The sequence below is a fragment of the Pseudomonas abieticivorans genome, from assembly GCF_023509015.1.
Taxonomy (GTDB): Bacteria; Pseudomonadota; Gammaproteobacteria; order Pseudomonadales; family Pseudomonadaceae; genus Aquipseudomonas; species Aquipseudomonas abieticivorans.
The window spans coordinates 6,271,258-6,292,198 of the sequence record NZ_CP094975.1 but is presented as its reverse complement, the minus strand read 5'-3'; the positions used below and the strand labels follow the sequence as shown (position 1 = coordinate 6,292,198).

Here is a 20,941-nt window from a genome sequence, read left to right as displayed (position 1 = left end):
TGCGTCAGCCCATGGCGCCGGGCGGGGGGGGCGCGCGGCCCCCTGTAGGCGCGGATTTATCCGCGAAGCAAACGCCGCAGTGTTTCAGGCTAACCTAACCCTTCACCCCATTCCCGATCTGCCACACATACGGCGGTTCGGTACCATTGATGCTCCAGTCCCCCACAATGCGCGCCTTGTAGATCAGCGGGTTGTGCGAGGCCACGGTGCGGGCGTTGCGCCAGTGGCGGTCCAGGGCCTTGTGCACGCTGATACCGCTGGCGCCCAGGGCGTTGAACAGGTCGGTGGCGGCGCGCAGCACCAGTTCGCTGACGATGACCTGGGCCTTGGCGGTTTCGATTTCGGCGTCGATGTTGGCCTGTCGATCGGCCTGTTCGTCACCGCCAAAACGGGCCTCGTAGGCGCGCTGCAAAGGCAGGGCGCAGCGCAAGGTGGCAGCTTGGGCGGCGTAAACTTGAGCACTGATTTGCCCCACCACCTGCTGGATCTGCGCATCGGCGCTGACGCTGTCGGCATTGCCATGGCTATAGATGCGCGTGCGTTCGCGCACCTGCTGGCTGATGTCGCGCTCGATGGCCCGGCCAATGCCCGACAACGCAGCCAGCAGCACCAATTGATAAAACGCGGTCTGGTACTTGAAGCGGGTCTGGAACGCGATGATGTGCTCGGCCGGTACCGGCACGTTGTCGAACAGCGAGGTGCCACTGCCGGTGGTGCGCTGGCCAAAGCCGTCCCAGTCGTCGCTCTGCTGCACGCCGGGGTGTTTGGCGTCGACCAGGGCGATGATGTCGGCGCCAGTGTCGGACCGTTGCGCGTACACGTCGATCCAATCGGCGTAAATACTGCCGGTGCTGTAGTACTTGGCGCCGCTCAAACGAAAATCCGCACCGTGCGGGGTGGCCTTGGTGATCACCTCGCCGATCTTCACCGTGCCGATTTCAGTCCAGCCGTTGCCCACCCAGTCGCCCGCCACGAAGCGCGCGAACCAGCGGTCGCGCTCGGCGCTGGCGGGGGCGTTGAGGCGGTCTTCGACGAAGGCGAAATGCCCGCGCAGCGCCTGGGGAATATTGGAGTCGGCTTCGGCCAGTTCAATCAGCAGTTCAAACAACTGCGGCACCGACGCGCCAGCACCGCCGAATTCCACCGGCACGCGCACAGCGCCAAAGCCTGCGGCCTTAAGCCATTGGATCTGTTCAAAGGGGAGGGCGCGAGCCTTTTCGCGCTCCACGGTGCCGGCGGCGATCTCGCGGAATATCGGCCGGAAGCGGTTGGCCAGGGTGTCGTAGTCGGTGCCGAGCGACAGCGGGTTGGGCGTGGCTTGGGTCATGGTGTGGCTCCTTGGGCAGTGGGAAACAGCTGCCAGGGCTATTGCACGGCGCGTGCCGAAAACCATCTGATTGATTTATAAGGGATTGTTGTTTTTAACCGCAAACTAACTGTTCGCCAGGCAACAGTGAATGTGCAGACTGCTGTTCCAGCGCAAGCAGCTGAATTTAAAATAAATCATAACCATATGAAAAATAAAGATATTTAACCTTGGCACAGTTGCTGCTCTAGCACTTGCACACCCCATCCTGAGTTTGAGGAGCAAGCACATGAGCCAACACCCCGTGAAATTCGCCTACTGGGTACCCAATGTCAGCGGCGGCCTGGTGGTCAGCAAGGTTGAGCAGCGCACCAGCTGGGACATCGACTACAACCGCAAGTTGGCGCAGATCGCCGAGCAGTCGGGCTTTGAATACGCCCTCACGCAAATCCGTTTCACCGCCGGTTACGGCGCCGAGTACCAGCACGAGTCGGTCGCCTTCAGCCACGCACTGCTGGCCGCTACCGACAAACTCAAGGTCATTGCCGCCATTTTGCCTGGGCCATGGGGCCCGGCGGTGGCGGCCAAACAACTGGCAACCATCGACCAACTGACTGCAGGGCGCATCGCCGTCAACATCGTCAGCGGCTGGTTCAAGGGCGAGTTCACCGCCATCGGCGAGCCGTGGCTGGAGCACGACGAGCGCTATCGCCGTTCCGAAGAGTTCATCCGTGTGCTCAAGGGCGTGTGGACCACCGATAACTTCACCTTCAAGGGCGACTTCTACCGTTTCCACGACTACACCTTGCGGCCCAAGCCGATCCAGCAACCGCACCCGGAAATCTTCCAAGGTGGCAGCTCCCGCGCGGCCCGCGACATGGCGGCGAATGTCTCGGACTGGTATTTCACCAACGGCAATACCGTGGAAGGGATCAAGGCCCAAGTCGATGACATCCGCGCCAAGGCTGCCGCCAATGGCCGGACGGTCAAGATTGGCGTCAACGCTTTCATCATTGCCCGTGACACCGAGCAGGAGGCCCGCGCAGTGCTGGCCGAGATTGTCGACAAGGCCGACCCCGAAGCGGTAAACGCCTTCGGTGATGCGGCCAAGCAAGCCGGCAAGGCCAGCCCCGAAGGCGAAGGCAACTGGGCCAAGTCCACCTTCCAGGACCTGGTGCAATACAACGATGGCTTCAAGACCAACCTGATCGGCACGCCACGGCAGATCGCCGAGCGCATCATCGCGCTTAAAGCGGTGGGCGTGGACCTGGTGTTGTCGGCGTTCCTGCACTTTCAGGAAGAAGTGGCGTACTTCGGTGAGCACGTGCTGCCCTTGGTGCGCGAACTGGAAGCGGCAGCCAGCACCCGCACTGCAGAGCCTGCGTGATGAGCACCTTGCCCGAGGCACTGTTTCGCCAAGCCCAGCTGCGTGGCGACGCCGTGGCCCTGCGCGCCAAGCGCCTGGGGTTGTGGCGCGAGCAGCGCTGGGGCGAGGTGGCGCGCGAGGTCGGCCACTTGGCGGCGGGGTTGCAGGCCCAAGGCTTTGTCGCGGCACAAGGCTTGGTGATCATCAGCCAAGCCCGCAGCGAAGCCTTGTTGCTGACCTTGGCGGTGCTGTGGCTGGGGGGCCGGGTGACGCTGCTGGAGCCCGGCGCCAGTGTGCCCCAGCTGCCACGGCAAGTGTTTGTCGACAGCCTGGAGCAGCTCCCGGCGCTGCGCCGCGACGGTCTCGTGCCGACGCTTTTGGTGTATGCCGACGGCCGTGGCGCCGCCAAAGGGCAAGGGTGTGTGCCAATTGCCTATCAGGCATTGTTGGCAGACGGGCCTGCGCCTGCAATCAACGGCACCGCGCACGCCCAGGCCTTCGACTTCATCGACCAGCACCTGAGCCAGCAGGTGGTGCTCGACAGCGCCGCGCACTGGATTGCCAGCGAACAACTCGACCACCATCACCAAGCGCTGTGTGCACGGGTATTGGCTGCCAGCGGGCAAGTGCGTTACCTGCTGGGTGCTTGGCTGCTGGCAGGTTTTACCTTGAATTTTCCCGAAACCCTGGCCACCCGTGACCAGGATCGGCGCGAACTTGGGCCCACGCTGGTGGCCGGCACGCGTGAGTCCTGGGGCCGCCTGGCCGCCATGGCCCAGGAGCGTCTGCCGCTGCCGGGCAGTGTTGCCCATGGTCTGTACCGCTGGGCCGTGACCCCGACCCAGCAACCACTGCGTCGCTGGCTGGGGCACTGGCTGATCCGCCGCCCACTGTTGGATGTATTGGGCCTGGGCCGTTTGCAAGTACCGCTACTGGTGGGCGAGCCGTTGGCGGCAGACACCGCGCAATTTTTCACAGGGCTGGGTATTCACCCGCGCAGCGCGGAGCCTGCCAAGGCCGGCGTGGGGCAAGTGCCCACGCCGGCCGCCTATTCCATCCCCTCCATTGCTTGATGAGTACGCGCCCATGACTGTACCTGCCTTGCTGCAACTGGATGACATTTCGCTGTCGTTCAAAGGCGTGAACGCCATCACCGCGATCAGTTTCGCGGTAGCCCCGGGCGAAATCTGCGCGCTGATCGGCCCCAACGGCGCCGGTAAAAGCTCGTTGCTCAACGTGATCAATGGCGTGTACCAGCCGCAACACGGCTCGATCCGTTTCGACGGCCAGGTGCGCCGACGCATGCGCACCCATGAGGCAGCGGCGCGCGGCATTGCCCGCACCTTCCAGAACATCGCCTTGTTCAAGGGCATGAGCGTGCTCGACAACGTGCTCACCGGGCGCAACCTCAAGCGTCGCAGTAGTTGGCTGGAACAAGTGCTGCAACTGGGGCGCGGCCCGCGCGAAGACGATGCGCAAAGGGCCCACGCCGAGCGGGTGATCGACTTTTTGCGCATCAGCCCCTGGCGTCACGCACCGGTCAGCGGCTTGCCCTATGGCCTGCAAAAGCGTGTGGAACTGGCCCGGGCCTTGGCCGCCGAGCCTCGGCTGTTGTTGCTGGACGAACCCATGGCCGGGATGAACGCCTTGGAGAAGCAGGAAATGAGCGGTTTTATCCGCGACATCAACCGCGAGTTGGGCACCACCGTAGTGTTGATCGAACACGACATCGGCGTGGTGATGGGGCTGTCCGATCACGTGGTGGTGCTCGACTACGGGCGCAAGATCGGCGACGGCAGCCCCGAGCAGGTGCGCAACAACCCCGAGGTGATCGCGGCCTACCTGGGCACGCGGCGGGGGGAAGGCTGAGCCATGGAGTTCTTTTTCGAGGTGTTGATCGGTGGGTTGCTGGCAGGGGTGATGTACTCGCTGGTGGCGATCGGCTTCGTGCTGATCTACAAGGCCAGCGGTGTGTTCAATTTCGCCCAGGGCTCGATGGTGCTATTCGCCGCGCTGACGTTCGTCAGTTTGCAAGAGCGCGGGCTGCCGTTTTGGCTGGCGTTCGGGGTGACCCTGGCCAGCCTGATCGTGCTGGCGTTGCTGATCGAGAAAGCCGTGCTGCGGCCCTTGGTCAACCGCCCGCCGATCATCCTGTTCATGGCCACCCTGGGGCTGTCGTACATGATCGAAGGCCTGGCGCAGCTGCTGTGGGGCGCCCAGGTGCACGGGCTGGACTTGGGCATCACCGACCAGCCGCTGGAAATCCAAGGCATGTTGCTGTCGCCCTTCGATCTGTTCGCCGCCGGCACGGCCGCCGCACTGGTGCTGGCGCTGTCGCTGCTGTTCAGCAAGACCCGCATCGGCTTGTCGTTGCGCGCGGTGGCCGATGACCCGCTGGCCGCCCTGGCGGTGGGCATTCGCTTGCCGCGCATCTGGGTGGTGGTGTGGTCGGTGGCAGGCTTTGTCGGCTTGGTGGCCGGGCTGTTGTGGGGCGCGCGCCTGGGGGTGCAATTCTCGCTGTCGCTGATCGTGCTCAAGGCGTTGCCGGTGTTGATCATCGGCGGCTTCTCATCGATTGGCGGGGCCATCGTTGGCGGCTTGATCATCGGCGCCAGCGAGAAGCTCGCCGAGATTTACCTGGGGCCGATCATCGGCAGCGGCATCGAAAACTGGGTGCCGTATGTCATGGCGTTGCTGTTTCTGTTGGTTCGCCCGGCCGGCCTGTTTGGCGAGCGGGCGATCGAGCGGGTTTGATCATTACCGGGGTTCAAGATGCTTTATCGCGAAGCGGGACAATTCACCACCACCTACGCCGCCGAGCGCCGGGTGTTTCGCCTGCGCCAGGACCGCATCGGGTTGGCGGCGCTGTTGTTGCTGGCCTTTGTCGGCGTGCCGCTGCTGGGTAATGACTATTGGTTCAGCGCAATCCTGGTGCCGTTCCTGGTGTTGTCGTTGGCCGGCCTGGGCCTGAATCTGTTGACCGGTTACGCCGGGCAGTTGTCGCTGGGCTCGGCGGCGTTCATGGCGGTGGGCGCGTTCGGCGCCTACAACCTGCAACTGCGCGTGCCGGGGCTGCCATTGCTGGCAGGCTTTGGCTTGGCCGGGTTGGTCGCGGCAGCGGTGGCGGTGCTGTTCGGTTTGCCCAGCCTTCGTATCAAGGGCTTCTACCTGCTGGTGTCGACCCTGGCCGCCCAGTTCGTGGTGGAGTGGGTGCTCACCCGCTTCAGCTGGTTCACCAACGACAACGCCTCGGGGGTGATCAGCTCGCCGCCCCTGCGCATCGCCGGGGTGGATTTCAGCTCGCCGGCCGGCCGCTACCTGTTGACCCTGGGCGTGGTGGTGGCGCTGTTCTGGCTGGGCCTGCGCCTGGTGCGCAGCGAGTTGGGGCGCCAATGGATGGCGGTGCGTGACATGGACACCGCCGCCGCCGTGATCGGTATCCAACCGTTCAAGGCCAAGCTGCTGGCCTTTGCCGTGAGTGGTTTCTACCTGGGTGTTGCCGGGGCGCTGTGGGCCTTCGCTTACCTGGGTACGGTGGAACCTCACGGTTTTGACCTGAGCCGTTCGTTCCAGGTGCTGTTCATCATCATTATCGGCGGCCTGGGCAGCGTGCTCGGCAACTTCCTGGGGGCGGCCTTCATCGTGCTGTTCCCGGTGCTGCTGGCCAACCTGGTCGGCCTGCTGCCGGCGGGCCTGGTGGATTCCGGCCAGTTGGAGAACTTGCAGAAAATCATCTTTGGCGGCTTGATCATCGGGTTTCTGATCAAGGAGCCCGAAGGCCTTGCCAGGCTCTGGCGACGCTTGCGCGAGCGAGCCCGCGTCTGGCCCTTGCGGTACTGACCCCCTCTAACACATCAGGAATCACTCCATGCATTTGCGCACTTCCTTACGCCGCCTCGCGCTGGGCGTTGCACTGTTGTCAGCCGGCCTGAGTGCCGGCGCCCAGGCGGCCAACGAACAGTACTTCCCGCTGCAAAGCTACCGGGTAGGTCCTTACGCGGCAGGCGGCACGGGCTTTTTCGGCGGCTTTATCGACTACATGCAGTACGTCAACGCCAACGGCGGGGTCAATGGCGTCAAGCTGACCTGGAGCGAGTGCGAGACCGAGTACGTGGTCGAGAAGGGCGTAGAATGCTACGAGCGCCTCAAGGGTGGCCTCAACGGCGCCCCGGCGGCGGCCACCAACCCGTTGTCGGTGGGCATTGCCTACGCAACGCTTGAGCGCTCCACCGCCGACAAGCTGCCGCTGATCACCATCAACCACGGCCGCACCGATTCCACCGACGGCAGCGTGTTCCCCTACGTGTTCCCGCTGCAACTGAACCCCTATTCGGAAGTGTCGGCCATCGTCAATTACATCGGCCAGCGCGAGGGCGGCATCGACAAGCTCAAGGGCAAGAAGATCGCGGTGCTCTACCACGGGTCGCCCTATGGCAAGGAAACCAATGGGGTACTGGACACCCTGGCGAAAAAATATGACTTCGAACTGACCCTGCTGGAAGTGCCGCACCCCGGCAACGAACAGGGTTCGCAGTGGCTTAATATTCGCCGCTTGAAACCGGACTGGGTGATTTTGCGTGGCTGGGGCGTGATGAACCCGGTGGCGATCAAGTCTGCGCAAAAAGTCGGCTACCCGGTGGACCACATCATCGGCAATATCTGGAGCAACTCCGAAGAGGACGTGATCCCGGCAGGCGCCGCGGCCAAGGGCTACATCTCGATCACCACGCACCCCTCGGGCACCGATTTCCCGGTGTTGCAGGGCATCAAGAAAAGTGTGGTGGACGCCGGCAAGGGCAACCTGGCCGACCCCAAGCGCTTTGGCACGGTGTACTACAACCTGGGCGTGGTGAACGGCATCCTCAACGTCGAGGCCTTGCGCCTGGCCCAGGCCCATTACGGTAACAAGCCGCTCACCGGCGAGCAGGTGCGCTGGGGTTTCGAACACCTGAACCTGGACGATGCCCGCTTGCAAGCCTTGGGCGCCAAGGGCCTGGTGCAGCCGTTGAAGCTGTCCTGCGCTGATCACGAAGGCGGCGGTGCGGTGCGCTTCCAGCAATGGGACGGGCAGAAGTGGAACCTGATCAGCGACTGGGTGCAGGCTGATCGCGCCTTGTTGCGGCCGATCATCGAAGCCTCTGCCGCGCAGTACGCCAAGGAAAAAGGCATCACCCCGCGCGACTGCAGCAAGGAGCTATAAACCATGGGCGAACCCCTGCTGCAGGTCGAACAGGTCGAGGTGTTTTACGAACAGGCGATCCTGGCGTTGCGCGGGGTGTCGCTTAACGTCCAGCAAGGCCAGGTCGTGGCCTTGCTGGGCGCCAACGGCGCGGGCAAAAGCACTTTGCTCAAGGCCATTTCCAACCTGGTGCGCGCCGAGCGCGGCGAGGTGGTGAGCGGGCGCATCCTGTACCGCGGCGCGCCCATCACCCGCGTCGACCCCAGCCGGCTGGTGGCCGAGGGGCTTGCGCAGGTGCTGGAGGGGCGCCACTGCTTCGCCCAGCTCACGGTGCAAGAAAACCTGCTGACCGGGGCCTTCGTCACCCGGCCTACACGGGCTGTGCTGAAAACGCGCCTGGCGCGCATCTATGAGTATTTCCCAAGGCTTGCGCTGCTACGCGATCGCAAGGCCGGCTACACCTCGGGCGGTGAACAACAGATGCTCGCCATTGGCCGCGCGCTGATGGCCGAGCCTGCGTTGCTGTTGCTCGACGAGCCGTCCATGGGCCTGGCGCCGCAAGTGGTGGAGGAGATCTTCCAGACCCTGGCCCGGCTCAACTGCGAACAGGGGCTGAGTCTGTTGGTGGCCGAGCAGAACATCAGCGTGGCCCTGCACTACGCCAGTTTTGCCTACGTGCTGGAGAATGGCGCGGTGGTAGCGTCGGGGGCCGCGCAGGTGTTGGCGGGGCGCAAGGATATACAGCGGTTTTATCTGGGGGCCGCTTAGCGCGCGCCGCCCGCGCGGCGCATCGCAGGCAAGCGATGCTCCCACATCTGTCTCTTCGCTCAACGGGCTCACGCGCAGTGCGTAGAACTGCGCTTGGCGTGCCACGCCTTAGGCCACTAATGGGCAAGAGCGGCTTGCCCATCGGGTTGGCCGGCCAAGGGTCGGATAATCAACAGGCCAGCCATTAATCAACAGGCCAGCCATGGCAATCACCAAGGGCACGATCAGCGCCAGGTAAAAACCGCTGGGCCCGCCTGACTCCAGGAACAAGCCGCCACTGGCCGAACCGACGATGGCACCCGTTCGCCCAACCGCGATGGCCCAACCCGTTGCGGTTGCGCGCAGGGCGGTGGGGTAAGCCTGGGCGACCATGTAGTTGAGCACGATTTGCTGGCCGCCAATCCCAAGCCCCGCCAGCCCTGCCAGGGTGAAGACGATTGGCCAGTGGCTGCTGAAGTGGGCCAACCCGGCACTCAACGCAATGCCCAGCACAAACAGGCCCGCCAGCAAACTCCGCGTATTGACCTTGGCCATCAGCAGCGACAGGGGGATCGCGCACACCACGAACACGGTGTTGACCACCACCGTGCCCATCGGTACCTGCTCCATGGGCAACCCCGATGCCTTCAGCACCGTGGGCAGCCAGGACAGGAGCATGAACCAGGCGATCCAGTTGAACAGGTAAATGACCCAGACCCCCAGGGTATTGCGCGCAAGCCCCTGTGAAAACAGCGCACTGACCTGCGTCTTGGCAGCGCTTTCAGGGACGAAGTAATGGGCCCCGGGCATCGCGGCCGCCTGGGTGATTTTCTGCACCGAGTGTTCGATACGGCGCTGGTGTCCAGGGCCGGTCTGCTTGGCAAGAAAATGCAGGGATTCGGGCAGGGCGAACACCAGTACAACCAATAACAGCAAAGGGGCAACGCCACCCACGGCATAAATACCCTGCCAGCCAATGACCGGCACAAGCCTGGCGGCCAACATAGCGCCGATAATGGCGCCGGCAGGCAAGCCCAGCAATACCACGGTCATTATCGTGCCGCGGTGCCGGTTGGGCCCATATTCGGCGGCCAGGGACAGTACCAATGGCGTCGCGCCCCCCATGCCCAGCCCAGCGACAAAGCGCAACACCAGGATCTGATCCACATGGCTGGCTGCAGCGGTGGCTAACGTGGCGATGCCGAACAAGGCCACGGCGGCCATGATGATGGGCCGTCGTCCATATTTGTCGCCCAAAAGCCCCAATGCCATGGCGCCCATGACCATGCCGACGATGCCTGCCGTTAAAATCGGCGCCAGGGCACCCGGCGAAAGCCCGAATGCTTGAACAATCGATGGCCCGGTAAAGGCAATGGCCTGGGTATCGAAGCCGTCCAGGATGGCCACCAGGAAACACAAGCCGAACACCTGCCACTGAGAGCGGTTGATCGGCGCATTGTCGATGAGTTGGGGGATGGATACCCGATCCGTCATGGCGCGCCTCATGTTGTTTTTATTGTGCTCGGGGCAGGGTTTGCCGAGCCTGATAGGGTCAGGCTAAGCAGGCACTGTGCCGGCGTCTAATATCATTTGAGTGTGGCTCGATACCGGCAGGGTATACACGGGCCAGGCCATGGGCTTGCTTCTTGCCTGGGCTTGCTTCTTGCTAGAGAGGATCAATCGATCCGCACGGCGGGAGGAAAAGTAACATGGGGACTGAGCTCAGCAGCGGCGAGCTGGACTGCATTGCCGAGATCATCTGGCGCTTGTGCGAGTACCGCGGCAAGCCTGAAGCCAGGGCGGCGGTGTTGCAGTTGGTCGCTCGGTTGATTCGGGCAGACTACGCAGCCTCATTCATCTGGGATGAGCATCAGCAGCGTTCCACGCGCCGTTGTTCGGTGAATATCGATGAGGCTCACCTGAACGGTTACGATGAGTTTTTCCATCAGGTGGACCTGGTCACGCCGGCCATGCGCCCCTTGGCGCAGGCGACCAATGTCGACCGGGTCATCCAGCGCAGCCAACTGATGCACAGTCAGTTTTATTGCGACTTCTTGAAGCCTGCCGGTATGTATCACGGCATCAACGTGTACTTTTTCGATCAGGGCCGCGACGTCGGTGACCTGCGGATCTGGCGCGGCGCCGGCGACCAGCCGTTCGGTGATCGCGAAGAGCAGATACTCAAGGAACTCACGCCGTATTTCGTCAAGTCGCTGGCCCAGGTGCTGGCGGGCGACCCACGCCTGTCGCAGCGCGAAAGCGCCGTTGCCCGCCTGGTCGCAAACGGTGCGAGCGACAAGGAAGTTGCACGGCAACTGGGCATCGCCTACACCACCGTGCGCACGCACTTGAACAACGCCATGAACAAACTCGAATGCGCCAACCGCACACAATTGTCCCGACATTTCTGATTATTTGTGCCGCCTCCTCATTCTTGAGGAGGTTCAACTCCGTGCTCGATCGGTAGGGTGACGTCAACGGCACGTTCGCCGCTGAACTGAGACGAGACGGGTTTATGCACTACTCAAAATGGATCAAGGGTGCGCCGCTTGCGCTGGCTGCGAGTGCCTGCACCACCCCGGCGGCCACGCTGCCCAGTGACGTGTCGACGCTGACGGCCCATGAAGCTGCGGCGCTGATCTGCAGCGGTGCGATCAGCAGCCGCCAACTGGTCGAAGCGCTGCTGGCACGCATCGATACCCATCGCGCGCTCAATGCATTCATTTCGGTTGATGGCGCTGCGGCCTTGGCCAAGGCCCAAGCCTACGATGAACACCTGGCCGCGGGCGGCGCGTGCTTGCCGCTGGGTGGCGTGCCGATGGCCGTCAAAGACAATATCCAGGTCACAGGTTTTGCCAACACCGCGGGCACGCCGGCCTTGGCGCAGTTCTTCCCCCGCATCAACGCGCCGATAATCGATCGCCTGGAAGCGGCCGGCGCGATCATCGTTGGCAAAACCAACATGCATGAGCTGGCCTACGGGTCTTCAGGCTACAACACCGCCTTCCACGTACCGGGTGTGGTGGGGGTGCGCAATGCCTACGACCCCAACCGTATCGCCGGTGGGTCATCCTCAGGCAGCGGCAGTGCGGTGGGCGCGCGGCTGGTGCCGGTGGCCCTGGGCACGGATACCGGAGGTTCCATTCGCCAGCCGTGCGCGCTGAATGGCTGCGTGGGTTTGCGCCCCACCGTGGGCCGTTACAGCCAGGCCGGGATCGTGCCGATTTCACCCACCCGCGACACGGCCGGGCCCATGGCGCGCTCGGTCGAGGATGTGCGGCTGCTGGATCAGGTCATCACCGGCCAGGCCCCGCACGCACCCCTTGCAGCGGGCAATATCCGCCTGGGCGTGGTCGCGCAGTTCTGGGAGGGGCTGGCACCAGAGGTCGAGCAGCAAAGCCGCGCTGCCCTGGGCCGCTTGGAAAAGGCCGGGGTGACCCTGGTGCCCGTGGCGATGCCCGGCATTCATGAACTCGACGCCAAGGTGGGCATGCCCATCGCGCTGTATGAGGGGCGCGATGCCCTGCAGACTTACCTGCAAACCAATCACACCGGGGTGGAGCTCGGCGCATTGGTCGCGCAGATCTCCAGCCCCGATGTGAAAACGCTGTTCGAGCACTTCATCATGCCGCGCAAAATGCCCACCCCTGATGGCGGCATCGGTGAGCTTGCGCAGGCCTATCAATGGGCGATCGGCAAGGGCCGCCCGCAGATGATTCAGGCCTACCAGGCCGTCATGCAAACTCATCAGTTGCAGGCCTTGGTGTTTCCCACCGCGCCTGACGTGGCGATGCTCAGCAGCCCCGACGCCACCTCGTTCGAGGCTTTTGCGCGGATGATCCGTAATACCGACCCCGGCAGCAACGCAGGCTTGCCAGGCATCAGCCTGCCGATCGGCCTGGCCGGCCAACCAGGTTTGCCGGTGGGGCTGGAGATCGACGGGTTGCCCCATAGCGACGGTCAATTACTGGCCATCGCCCAGACACTGCAAGACATCCTCGGCCGCCAAGCCAACTCGCCAGCTGTCCAATAAGGGGCCTGCCCATGACGTTTTTCTCTATCGACCGAGACTGGTCGCGGCACTTGCGCGGCTGCGGTTTGGCCGCTTCATTGCTGTACGGCGGTGTGGCCAATGCATATGTCATCACCACCGAGCCCGGCGACAACGCGCCTTTGCCGGAAGGCACCGACCTTGGGGTGCTCTATTACCAGCACGCCCAGCGCAACAAGCTAATGGTGGATGGCCACAAGGCGGCAGCGGATGTGACCCTCGACAGCGACGTGGTACTGGCCCGTTACGTGAAGTGGACTTCACTGGCAGGCTTTCTGGTGACCCCGCAAATCATCGTGCCCTGGGGGCACCTGAAAATGGGCGGTGACAATCAGGCGTCGGAGAGCGCGTTTGGCGACCCGTTCATAGGCTCCAATGTCTGGCTTTACAACGATTTCGAGAAGGAGCGCTACTTCAGTGTCGGTGGGTACATCGGTATTCCGGTGGGGCACTACGACGGCGATCAAGGGGCGATGAACATCGGTGAAAACCGCTGGAAAGGCATCCTGGAGGTCAATTACGTGCATGCCCTGATCGCCCACAAGCTTTATGGGGAAATTACCCTGGAGCGGGACTGGTTCGGCGAAAACGACGATTACCAGGGCGGCACACTCAAGCAGTCGGCGGTGTTCGAGGTGCAGACGCACTTGCGCTACGTGGTCAATGCCAGCAACCAGGTCGGCTTGACCTACATCCACACCACGGGGGGTGAAAACCGCTACGACGACCTTGCGCAAAACGACAGCCTGAACACCAGCCGTTACCTGATGACCTGGTCACATTTTCTGACCCCCAAGACCCAACTGCAGACCCAGGCTGGGCAAGACCTTGAGGTGCGCAATGGCCTCAAGGAAAACCTGCGCTTGAACCTGCGCCTGGCGCACCTTTTCTAACCGGAGACTCACCATGCCCCTGCAAACCCGCTACAAGGTCGCTGCCGTCCAGGCTGCCCCGGCATTTCTGGACCTGCACAAAGGCATCGACAAGGCTATCGAACTGATCGCCCAAGCCACCGGCAATGGCGCCTCGTTGATTGCCTTCCCCGAGGTATGGCTGCCGGGTTACCCCTGGTGGATCTGGACCGACGCGCCGGCGACCGGCATGCGCTTCGTGCAGCGTTACTTTGAAAATGCCCTGCAACTGGGCAGCGATCCATTCCAGCGTTTGTGCCAGGCTGCTGCGAAACATCGCATCCATGTGGTCATGGGCTACGTGGAACGCAGTGGCGGCACGTTGTACCTGTCCCAGGCGATCATCGATGATCAGGGCCAGTTAGTGGGTAACCGTCGCAAGCTCAAGCCCACGCATGTGGAACGGTCAGTATTTGGCGAAGGTGACGGGCGTGACCTGATCGTGTTCGACACCGACCTTGGCAAGCTGGGTGCTTTGAACTGCGCCGAGCATCTTCAACCGTTGTCCAAATACGCGATGTACGCGCAACATGAACAAGTCCACGTGGCCGCCTGGCCCAGTTTCTCGGTATACCGAGGGGCCGCGTTCCAGCTCAGTGCCCAGGCCAACAACGCAGCGTCCCAGGTGTACGCGCTGGAAGGGCAGTGCTTTGTACTGGCCCCCTGCGCGATCGTCGACAAGGCCATGCTGGACGAGCTGGTCGATACGCCGCTCAAGGCCGAGTTGCTGGTGGAGGGGGGCGGTTTCGCGATGATCTACGGGCCCGATGGCGCGCCGTTGTGCGAGCCGATACCCGAGACGCAAGAGGGGCTGCTGTACGCTGATATCGACCTGGCCATGATCGGGCTGGCCAAGGCGGCGTTGGACCCGGTGGGGCACTACGCGCGCCCGGACGTGCTGCGGCTGCTGATCAATCGCTCGCCAGGTTCGCCCATGCAAGCGTGGGCGGGCGTAGAGCCTACGCCTGTATTGGCGGTACCTGCACAGGAAGAGTGATCGCTAAATAGGGGTAACACAAAGGCCGCCGTGTATTCACGGCGGCCTTTGTGTTGCAGTGGGTCAAGCGACGATGCGTACCGATTTTTTGTGGGTAAACGCCAGGAAGCTGTAGTGCCCGTGATACTCACCCATCCCCGAGGCGCCCACGCCGCCAAACGGCAAGTACGGCGAGAAGGCATGCAGCATCACGCCGTTGACCTGGGCGTCGCCCGACTGGATGTGCTGGATGATCGGTTTGGCGCTGTCGGTGTCTTGGGTAAACACGTACAGGGCCAGCGGTTTGGGGTGGTGGCGGTTGATCAGGTCGACGGCGTTGTCGATCGAGTCAAAGCTGAGCACCGGCAAAATCGGCCCGAACAGTTCCTCGGCCATCAGCGCATCATCCCATTGCACCTGGTCGACCACGGTGGCGCTGAACAGGCGTTGTTCGGCGTCGACCTGGCCGCCGACCACGACCGTACCCTGGCTCTGCTCCAACAAGGAGGCCAGCCGCTCGACCTGGCGGGAACTGACCAGCTTGCCGGTGGAGCCGACATCGGGCAGGGCCCGTTTGACCTGCAGGACCAGCTTGGCCAGCAGCGCGTCCTTGATGCTGGCATGGGCGTACAGGTAATCCGGGGCGATGCAGGTCTGGCCGCTGTTGATGAATTTGCCAAACATCACTTGCGCCACCACCTGGTCCAGGTCGGCGTCGGGCAGCACGATCAGTGGGCACTTGCCGCCCAGTTCCAGCACCACGGGGGTCAGGTGCGCGGCAGCGGCTTGCATCACCACCTTGCCGACGTTCGGGCTGCCGGTGAAAAAGATGAAATCGAAGGGCAGGCTCAGCAGGTGGGTGTTTTCGGCGCGCCCACCCTGGACCACGGCGATGTACTCGGGGGCGAAGGCTTGGGTGATGATCTGCTCGATCACCCGGGAGGTGTGCGGCGTGGTTTCCGAGGGCTTGATGATGCAGGTGTTGCCACCGATGATGGCGCCGATCAGTGGGGTAAGCGTGAGGTTTACCGGGTAGTTGAAGGGCCCGATGATGTAGCTCACGCCAAAGGGTTCCTGGGTGACGTAGCACTGCGAGGGCGCAATGAGGTCTGGTGTGGGCACGGGCACGGGCGCGGCCCATTCGTCCAGGTGCGTCAGGGCGAAGTCGATTTCGTGGACCACCTCGCCGATCTCGGCCAGGTCGACGTGTTCGCGAGGTTTGCCAAGGTCGGCGTCCAGCGCGCTGTAGAGCGCCTCGCGATGGTTGAGCAACGCGTGCTTGAGTCGCTCCAGGCTGTGTTTGCGAAAGCCGATGTCGAGGGTTTGGCGCGAGGCGAAAAACGCGCGCTGGCGGGCAAAAAGGGCATCGATGGGGCTAAGGGCAAGATCAGTCATGGTGGTCCTTGAGTTGGGTCAGATGCTGTATTTGGCGATCTGGTCTTCGCGCCAGATAATCCCGGCGCCAGGCAGGTCGGGGATTCGGGCATGGCCATTGTCAAAGGCCAGCGTGGGTTCGATCACGGCGCCCGCGATGTCCAGCCGCTCCAGCCAGTCTGCCGTGGGCGTGACCGCCAGCAGGTGGGCGCTGAACTCCTGGAACAGGTGGCTGGAAACCGGCAGCCCGAACTGCTGGGCCAAGGCGCTGGCGCGCTGCCAACCGGTGACGCCGCCGATTTTCATCAGGTCGGGCATGGCCAGGTCGCAGGCGCCTGCATTGAGCGCCTTGAACATCTCTTCGGGGCCGAACCAGTTTTCACCGATCTGGATGGGCACGCGCAAGGCGCTGCGGATCCGCGCGTGGCCGGCGTAGTCATGTTGCAGCGTCGGCTCCTCGATCCAGGTCACGCCTTCGTCTTGTAACGCCTGGCCGCGACGAATCGCTTCGGGCACGCCCAGGCTCTGGTTGTAGTCGACCATGATGTCGAAGTTCTCGCCCACCGCTGCGCGCATGCTGCGTACCACGCGCAGGTCCTCGGCCAGGGTGGCGTAGCCGATCTTGGTCTTGACTGCCTTGAAGCCGGCTTCGGCGGCGTGGCTGGCCCGTTCGGTGGCCAGGCGTTCACCGTCCAGGCTGTGGCTGTCGTAGCTGTTGATCGGGCGCAGTTCGCCGCCCAACAGCTTGACCAGCGGCAGGTTGTTGGCCTTGGCCAGGGCATCCCAGGCCGCCATGTCCAGGCCGGCGGCGGCCATGCGTACAAGGCCAGTGAAACCCAGCAGGCAAAAGCGCTTGCTCAGTGCCTGCTCGAGGGCCTGGGGTGCCAGGGGCTGGCCGACGACCCACGGGGCCAATTCGTCGATCATAAGCTTCAGTGGCTTGAGTGCCAGTGGCGTGTAGGCGAACAGATAGGCATGGCCGGTGACGCCGGCATCGGTGCTCAGGTCCAGCAATACCAGCGGGGCCGTGGCGACGGTGCCCACGGCGGTGTGGATGGGGTAGGTGAGCGGTACGTTGACGGCGCGCGAGCGCAGGCCGGTGATGGTGGGTGTGGTCATGGCTCAGTGGCTCGCAAGTTCAAGTGAAGAAGACGCCGGAGTGCTGGCGCGGGGGCGCGGATTGGAAGGGGGCAGGTGCAGGTAATCGGCGGACAGTTGCGCCACCGAGGGGCAGCCGATCTGGGCCAGCGTGCGGTCGATGTCGGCCTTGAGCAGGCGCAGCACATCGTCGACACCGGCCTCGCCACGGGCTGCCAGGCCGTACAGCGTGGCGCGCCCCAACAGCACGGCATCGGCCCCCAGGCACAGCGCCTTGACGATGTCGGCACCCCGCCTGAAACCACTGTCGACCAACACTGGGGCGTCGACGCTGGCGGCGGTTTGCGCCAGCACCTCTATCGGCGATATGGCGCCGTCCAACTGCCGGCCGCCGTGGTTGGATAGGATCACCCCATCCACGCCCAGGGCGATGCAGCGCGCGGCATCACCGTCATCCAGCAGGCCCTTGACCAGCAACACATGGGGCCACTTGTCGCGCAGCCAGCGCAGTGCCTGCCAATCAAAACTGGCGTCCATCTGTCGACTCATCAGCGCCGCCTGGACCTCGAGGCTGGGCGCTTCACTGCTGACGAAATTTGCCAACGCCGGCATGCCGTGGCGCAACAGGTCCAGGGACCAGCGCGGGTGCAGGCAGCCGTCCAACATCACCCGCGGGGTGTAGCTCATGGGCATTTTGAAAGCGTTGCGCAAGTCGCGCTCGCGGTAGCCATTGACGCCGACATCGGTGGTCAGTACCAAGGTGGTGTAGCCGGCGGCCAAGGCCCGCTCGACCATCTGCTCGGCGAGGGTGCGGTGCACCACGTAGAGCTGGAACCACAGCTCGCCGTCGCACTGCCTGGCGACGTCTTCGATGGACAGGTTGGAGGCCGTGGACAGCACGAAGGGAATGCCGGCACGGGCCGCTGCGCGGGCCAGGGCCAAGTCGCCCTGAGGCCACAGCGCACCGTTGAGCCCGGTCGGGCCGATCAGCAACGGCATGGCGTGGGCGCGGCCAAACAAGGTGCTGCTCACGTCACGCTGGCTGACGTCGACCAGGCGCTTGGGTTTCAAGCGCAGGCCGTCGAACACCTCGCGGTTGTGCGCCAGGCCTTTTTCATCCTCGGCACCGCCTTCCAGGTAATCAAACACCATGCTGGGCAGACGGCGGCGTGCCAGTTCGCGGTAGTCGGCCACGTTCAGCGGGGTAGAGTTCCACATCACCTGCCTCCTCAGCCCAAGGGCCCCAAGGTGCTGACCTCGATCAACACCGGTGCATTCAACGCCAGCGCCTGATGCAGTGCGCCTGCCAGTTGGTCGCGGTTCTCGGCCTTGATGGCGTGCATGCCGTAGCCTTTGGCCAAGGCGCAGAAGTCGATCCCCGGCACGTCCAGTCCCGGTACGTTTTCTACCTCCAGCACACCGGCAAACCAGCGCAAGGCACCGTAGGTACCGTTGTTCATGATGATGAAAATGGTCGGGATGTTGTACTGCACGGCGGTCCACAGCGTGCTGATGCTGTAGTTGGCCGAGCCGTCGCCAATCACTGCGATCACCCGGCGTTCAGGCTGGGCCAGTTGCACGCCAACGGCTGCCGGCATGGCGAAGCCCAGGCCGCCTGCAGCGGCGAAAAAATAGCTACCGGGGTGGCGCATGTTCAGCCGTTGCCACATCAGCGCCGTGGTGGAGGTTGACTCGTTGAGGTAGATCGCATCGTGCGGGGCGATTTCGTCAAGGGTGTCGAACACCACTTCGGGGCGCAGCTTGCTGCTGCCTTGCTCCGCCGGCTCAGGGGCTGGCAGGGCTTTGAGGGTCGGGCGTGTGGCCTCAGGCACCTGCTTGGCCAACAGGGCGGCGATCAGCCCTACATCACCCACGATGGCGTCACCCATCGGCGCGCGCGCCGCTTCCAACGGATCGCAGGTCACGGCGATCAGGCGGGTGCCTTCGGTCAGGTATTGGCCTGGGTCATATTGGTGGTAGCGGAACACTGGTGCACCCAGTACCAGCACCAGGTCATGGCCTTCGAGCAGCTTGCCGATGGCCGCGATGCCAGCGGGCAACAGGCCGCGGAAGTTGGGGTGGCGGGTGGGGAAGGGGCAGCGGGGCGCAGAAGGCGCGACCCACACCGGCGCCTTCAGCCGCTCTGCCAAAACGACGCAATGTTGGTTGGCATTCGCCGCATCCACGTCGGGGCCTAGTACCAACACCGGGTTGCGCGCGTTGGCCAACTGCGCCACCAGGTCGGCCAGCAGCGCCTCGCTGGGGCCACCGGCACTGAGCACTTGACGCTTGAGCAAGTGCCAGGATTGCGGGTCGGCCTGTTTTGACCAATCGTCGTAGGGTACCGACAGGTAGACCGGGCCACGCGGCGCCATCGTGGCCATGTGGATGGCGCGGCTCATGGCGTGGGGCACTTCCTGGGCGCTCGCCGGCTCATAGCTCCACTTTACCAGCGGGCGGGGCAGGTTGGCGGCGTCCACATTGGTCAACAGCGCTTCGACCCCCACCATGGCGCGGGTTTGCTGGCCGGCGGTAATCACCAACGGGGAGTGGGAGTTCCAGGCATTGCTCAAGGCGCCCATGGCATTGCCGGTGCCGGCGGCCGAGTGCAAGTTGACAAAACCGGGCGTGCCGCTCGCCTGGGCATAGCCGTCGGCGATGCCCACCACCACACCTTCGTGCAGCGCGAGGATGTAGGTAAAGTCGGCGGGAAAGTCTTTCAAAAACGGCAACTCGTTGGAGCCCGGGTTGCCAAAAACCGTGGTGATGCCCTGCTGTCGCAGCAGGTCGTAGGTGGTGGTGTGTACGGTGGTCATCGCTTGATCTCATGTGCAAACGTCGGCTTTCACCATAAAAGGCGACGCTACATAGATCAAATAGATGATATTTCTAATAAAAATAGATGCTGTCTATTTTAGTGCTCAAAGGTCTTTCAGCGTGGTTTTTAGTAGCCCGCAAAACCAGCGCTGGGCCAGGATGTCGCTGTCATGGTCGTTCCACTGCAGGCCCACTTCGATGCTGGGGATGGGGAACGGCAGTTCCAGCACGCGGGTGGCACTGCGCGAGGCAAACATGCGCGCCACTCGCTCTGGCAAGGTCACCAGCAGGTCGCTGCCCGAGACCACCTCGGGCAACACGCTGAAATGCGGCACGCGCAAGCGCACCCGGCGCTCCAGCCCGGCTTCACGCAACCGGTCCTCGACCGCGTGGTGGCCGGTGCCCGCCGACACCACCACGTGGTGCTCGCTCAGGTACTGCTCCATGGTCAAGGTGTCGCCGATGCGCGGGTGATGGGTGCTGACCAGGCACACATAGCGCTCCTCGAAAATCAGGTCGTAATTGGCCTCGATCGGCAGTTCGCTGCGGTTGCAGATGGCCGCGTCTATCTTGCCGGTTTTCAGCCAGTCACCCAGTTTGTCGATGTCCAGTTGCAGCACCTCCAGCTCGGAGTTCGGCGCCTCTTTTTGCAAGGCTTGCAGGATATACGGCAGGAAGAACACTTCGCCCAGGTCCGATAGCGCCAGGCGAAAACCGCGGCTGGACACGCGCGGCTCGAAGTGGCTGGTCTGGGCAATGGCGCGTTCGATTTCCGACAGCGAGTAACGAAACTTGGCGTAAAGCTGCGTGGCCAGGAAGGTCGGCTGCATGCCATCCCGGCTGCGTTTGAACAGCGGGTCATTGAGCAGCGTGCGCAGCCGCGACAGGGCATAACTGACGGAGGGCTGGGTCACGTGCAGGCGCTCGGCGGCGCCACTCACACTGCCGGTTTCAAAGATGGTGACGAACACACGGACCAAGTTCAGGTCGATCATGGAGTTTTATAGCCTGTATTTATATTTAGAGCAAAAATCTATCTATTTGATCTATTAAGAGTCTATCCATATCGTCGCCCTACGGGAACCCGGTGACGCCTCTATCGCCCACCCGCACCGA

Annotated in this window: 18 protein-coding genes; 11 read left to right on the top strand and 7 right to left on the bottom strand. The window is 63.3% G+C overall.

Features of this window, described 5'->3' with window-relative positions; translation table 11 throughout:
• Positions 1-94 precede the first annotated feature (94 nt).
• Positions 95-1,327, bottom strand: a complete 1,233-nt coding sequence (locus L9B60_RS28535) for an acyl-CoA dehydrogenase family protein (RefSeq protein ID WP_249674427.1) — start codon at positions 1,325-1,327, stop codon at positions 95-97.
• A gap of 268 nt (positions 1,328-1,595) precedes the next feature.
• Here L9B60_RS28535 and sfnG point away from each other — a divergent pair, with 268 nt between their 5' ends.
• From sfnG to L9B60_RS28500, 7 genes are read left to right on the top strand one after another with little or no spacing between them, the layout of a single operon-like run.
• The gene (sfnG, locus tag L9B60_RS28530; RefSeq protein ID WP_249674425.1) at positions 1,596-2,693 is read left to right on the top strand and encodes a dimethylsulfone monooxygenase SfnG; all 1,098 of its coding nucleotides are present in this window, start codon (positions 1,596-1,598) and stop codon (positions 2,691-2,693) included.
• Positions 2,693-3,745: an acyl-CoA synthetase gene (locus L9B60_RS28525; protein ID WP_249674424.1), complete on the top strand. Its 1,053-nt coding sequence runs from the start codon at positions 2,693-2,695 to the stop codon at positions 3,743-3,745. Before sfnG ends, L9B60_RS28525 begins: the two co-directional genes overlap by 1 nt.
• Before the next feature lie 13 nt (positions 3,746-3,758).
• Positions 3,759-4,541 carry an ABC transporter ATP-binding protein gene (locus L9B60_RS28520; protein WP_249674423.1) on the top strand — a complete coding sequence of 261 codons (783 nt, stop codon included), beginning with the start codon at positions 3,759-3,761 and terminating at the stop codon, positions 4,539-4,541.
• Between the two features lie 3 nt (positions 4,542-4,544).
• Positions 4,545-5,426: a branched-chain amino acid ABC transporter permease gene (locus tag L9B60_RS28515; RefSeq protein ID WP_249674421.1), complete on the top strand. Its 882-nt coding sequence runs from the start codon at positions 4,545-4,547 to the stop codon at positions 5,424-5,426.
• An 18-nt stretch (positions 5,427-5,444) separates the two neighbouring features.
• Complete coding sequence (locus tag L9B60_RS28510) at positions 5,445-6,512, top strand: branched-chain amino acid ABC transporter permease (protein WP_249674419.1); 1,068 nt, start codon at positions 5,445-5,447, stop codon at positions 6,510-6,512.
• 28 nt (positions 6,513-6,540) lie between these two features.
• Positions 6,541-7,872, top strand: coding sequence for an ABC transporter substrate-binding protein (locus L9B60_RS28505; RefSeq protein ID WP_249674418.1), 1,332 nt, complete (start codon positions 6,541-6,543; stop codon positions 7,870-7,872).
• Positions 7,873-7,875: 3 nt separating this feature from the next.
• Entirely contained in the window at positions 7,876-8,619 is a 744-nt protein-coding gene (locus L9B60_RS28500) for an ABC transporter ATP-binding protein (protein ID WP_249674416.1), read from the top strand.
• Positions 8,620-8,727: 108 nt separating this feature from the next.
• On the opposite strand, the gene L9B60_RS28495 is transcribed toward L9B60_RS28500, so the two are convergent.
• Positions 8,728-10,092: an MFS transporter gene (locus L9B60_RS28495; protein ID WP_249674414.1), complete on the bottom strand. Its 1,365-nt coding sequence runs from the start codon at positions 10,090-10,092 to the stop codon at positions 8,728-8,730.
• A 215-nt stretch (positions 10,093-10,307) separates the two neighbouring features.
• Here L9B60_RS28495 and L9B60_RS28490 point away from each other — a divergent pair, with 215 nt between their 5' ends.
• The 4 genes from L9B60_RS28490 to L9B60_RS28475 all read left to right on the top strand — a co-directional run bounded on the left by L9B60_RS28490 (position 10,308) and on the right by L9B60_RS28475 (position 14,557).
• Entirely contained in the window at positions 10,308-11,009 is a 702-nt protein-coding gene (locus L9B60_RS28490; protein WP_249674413.1) for a helix-turn-helix domain-containing protein, read from the top strand.
• A 104-nt stretch (positions 11,010-11,113) separates the two neighbouring features.
• Entirely contained in the window at positions 11,114-12,631 is a 1,518-nt protein-coding gene (gene iaaH / locus L9B60_RS28485; protein ID WP_249674411.1) for an indoleacetamide hydrolase, read from the top strand.
• A gap of 11 nt (positions 12,632-12,642) precedes the next feature.
• Complete coding sequence (locus L9B60_RS28480; protein WP_249674410.1) at positions 12,643-13,542, top strand: transporter; 900 nt, start codon at positions 12,643-12,645, stop codon at positions 13,540-13,542.
• Positions 13,543-13,555: 13 nt separating this feature from the next.
• The gene (locus tag L9B60_RS28475; RefSeq protein WP_249674409.1) at positions 13,556-14,557 is read left to right on the top strand and encodes a carbon-nitrogen hydrolase family protein; all 1,002 of its coding nucleotides are present in this window, start codon (positions 13,556-13,558) and stop codon (positions 14,555-14,557) included.
• Positions 14,558-14,620: 63 nt separating this feature from the next.
• On the opposite strand, the gene mdlD is transcribed toward L9B60_RS28475, so the two are convergent.
• From mdlD to L9B60_RS28450, 5 genes are all read right to left on the bottom strand, one after another.
• Positions 14,621-15,931, bottom strand: coding sequence for an NAD(P)-dependent benzaldehyde dehydrogenase MdlD (gene mdlD, locus L9B60_RS28470; RefSeq protein ID WP_249674407.1), 1,311 nt, complete (start codon positions 15,929-15,931; stop codon positions 14,621-14,623).
• Positions 15,932-15,949: 18 nt separating this feature from the next.
• A complete protein-coding gene (locus L9B60_RS28465; RefSeq protein WP_249674406.1) occupies positions 15,950-17,029 on the bottom strand; it encodes an enolase C-terminal domain-like protein in 1,080 nt (359 codons plus the stop codon).
• Positions 17,030-17,032: 3 nt separating this feature from the next.
• Entirely contained in the window at positions 17,033-18,226 is a 1,194-nt protein-coding gene (locus L9B60_RS28460; RefSeq protein ID WP_249674404.1) for an alpha-hydroxy-acid oxidizing protein, read from the bottom strand.
• 11 nt (positions 18,227-18,237) lie between these two features.
• The gene (mdlC, locus tag L9B60_RS28455) at positions 18,238-19,824 is read right to left on the bottom strand and encodes a benzoylformate decarboxylase (protein WP_249674403.1); all 1,587 of its coding nucleotides are present in this window, start codon (positions 19,822-19,824) and stop codon (positions 18,238-18,240) included.
• A gap of 105 nt (positions 19,825-19,929) precedes the next feature.
• On the bottom strand, positions 19,930-20,820 hold the full coding sequence (locus tag L9B60_RS28450) for a LysR family transcriptional regulator (protein WP_249674401.1): 891 nt from the start codon (positions 20,818-20,820) through the stop codon (positions 19,930-19,932).
• Positions 20,821-20,941: the final 121 nt, after the last annotated feature.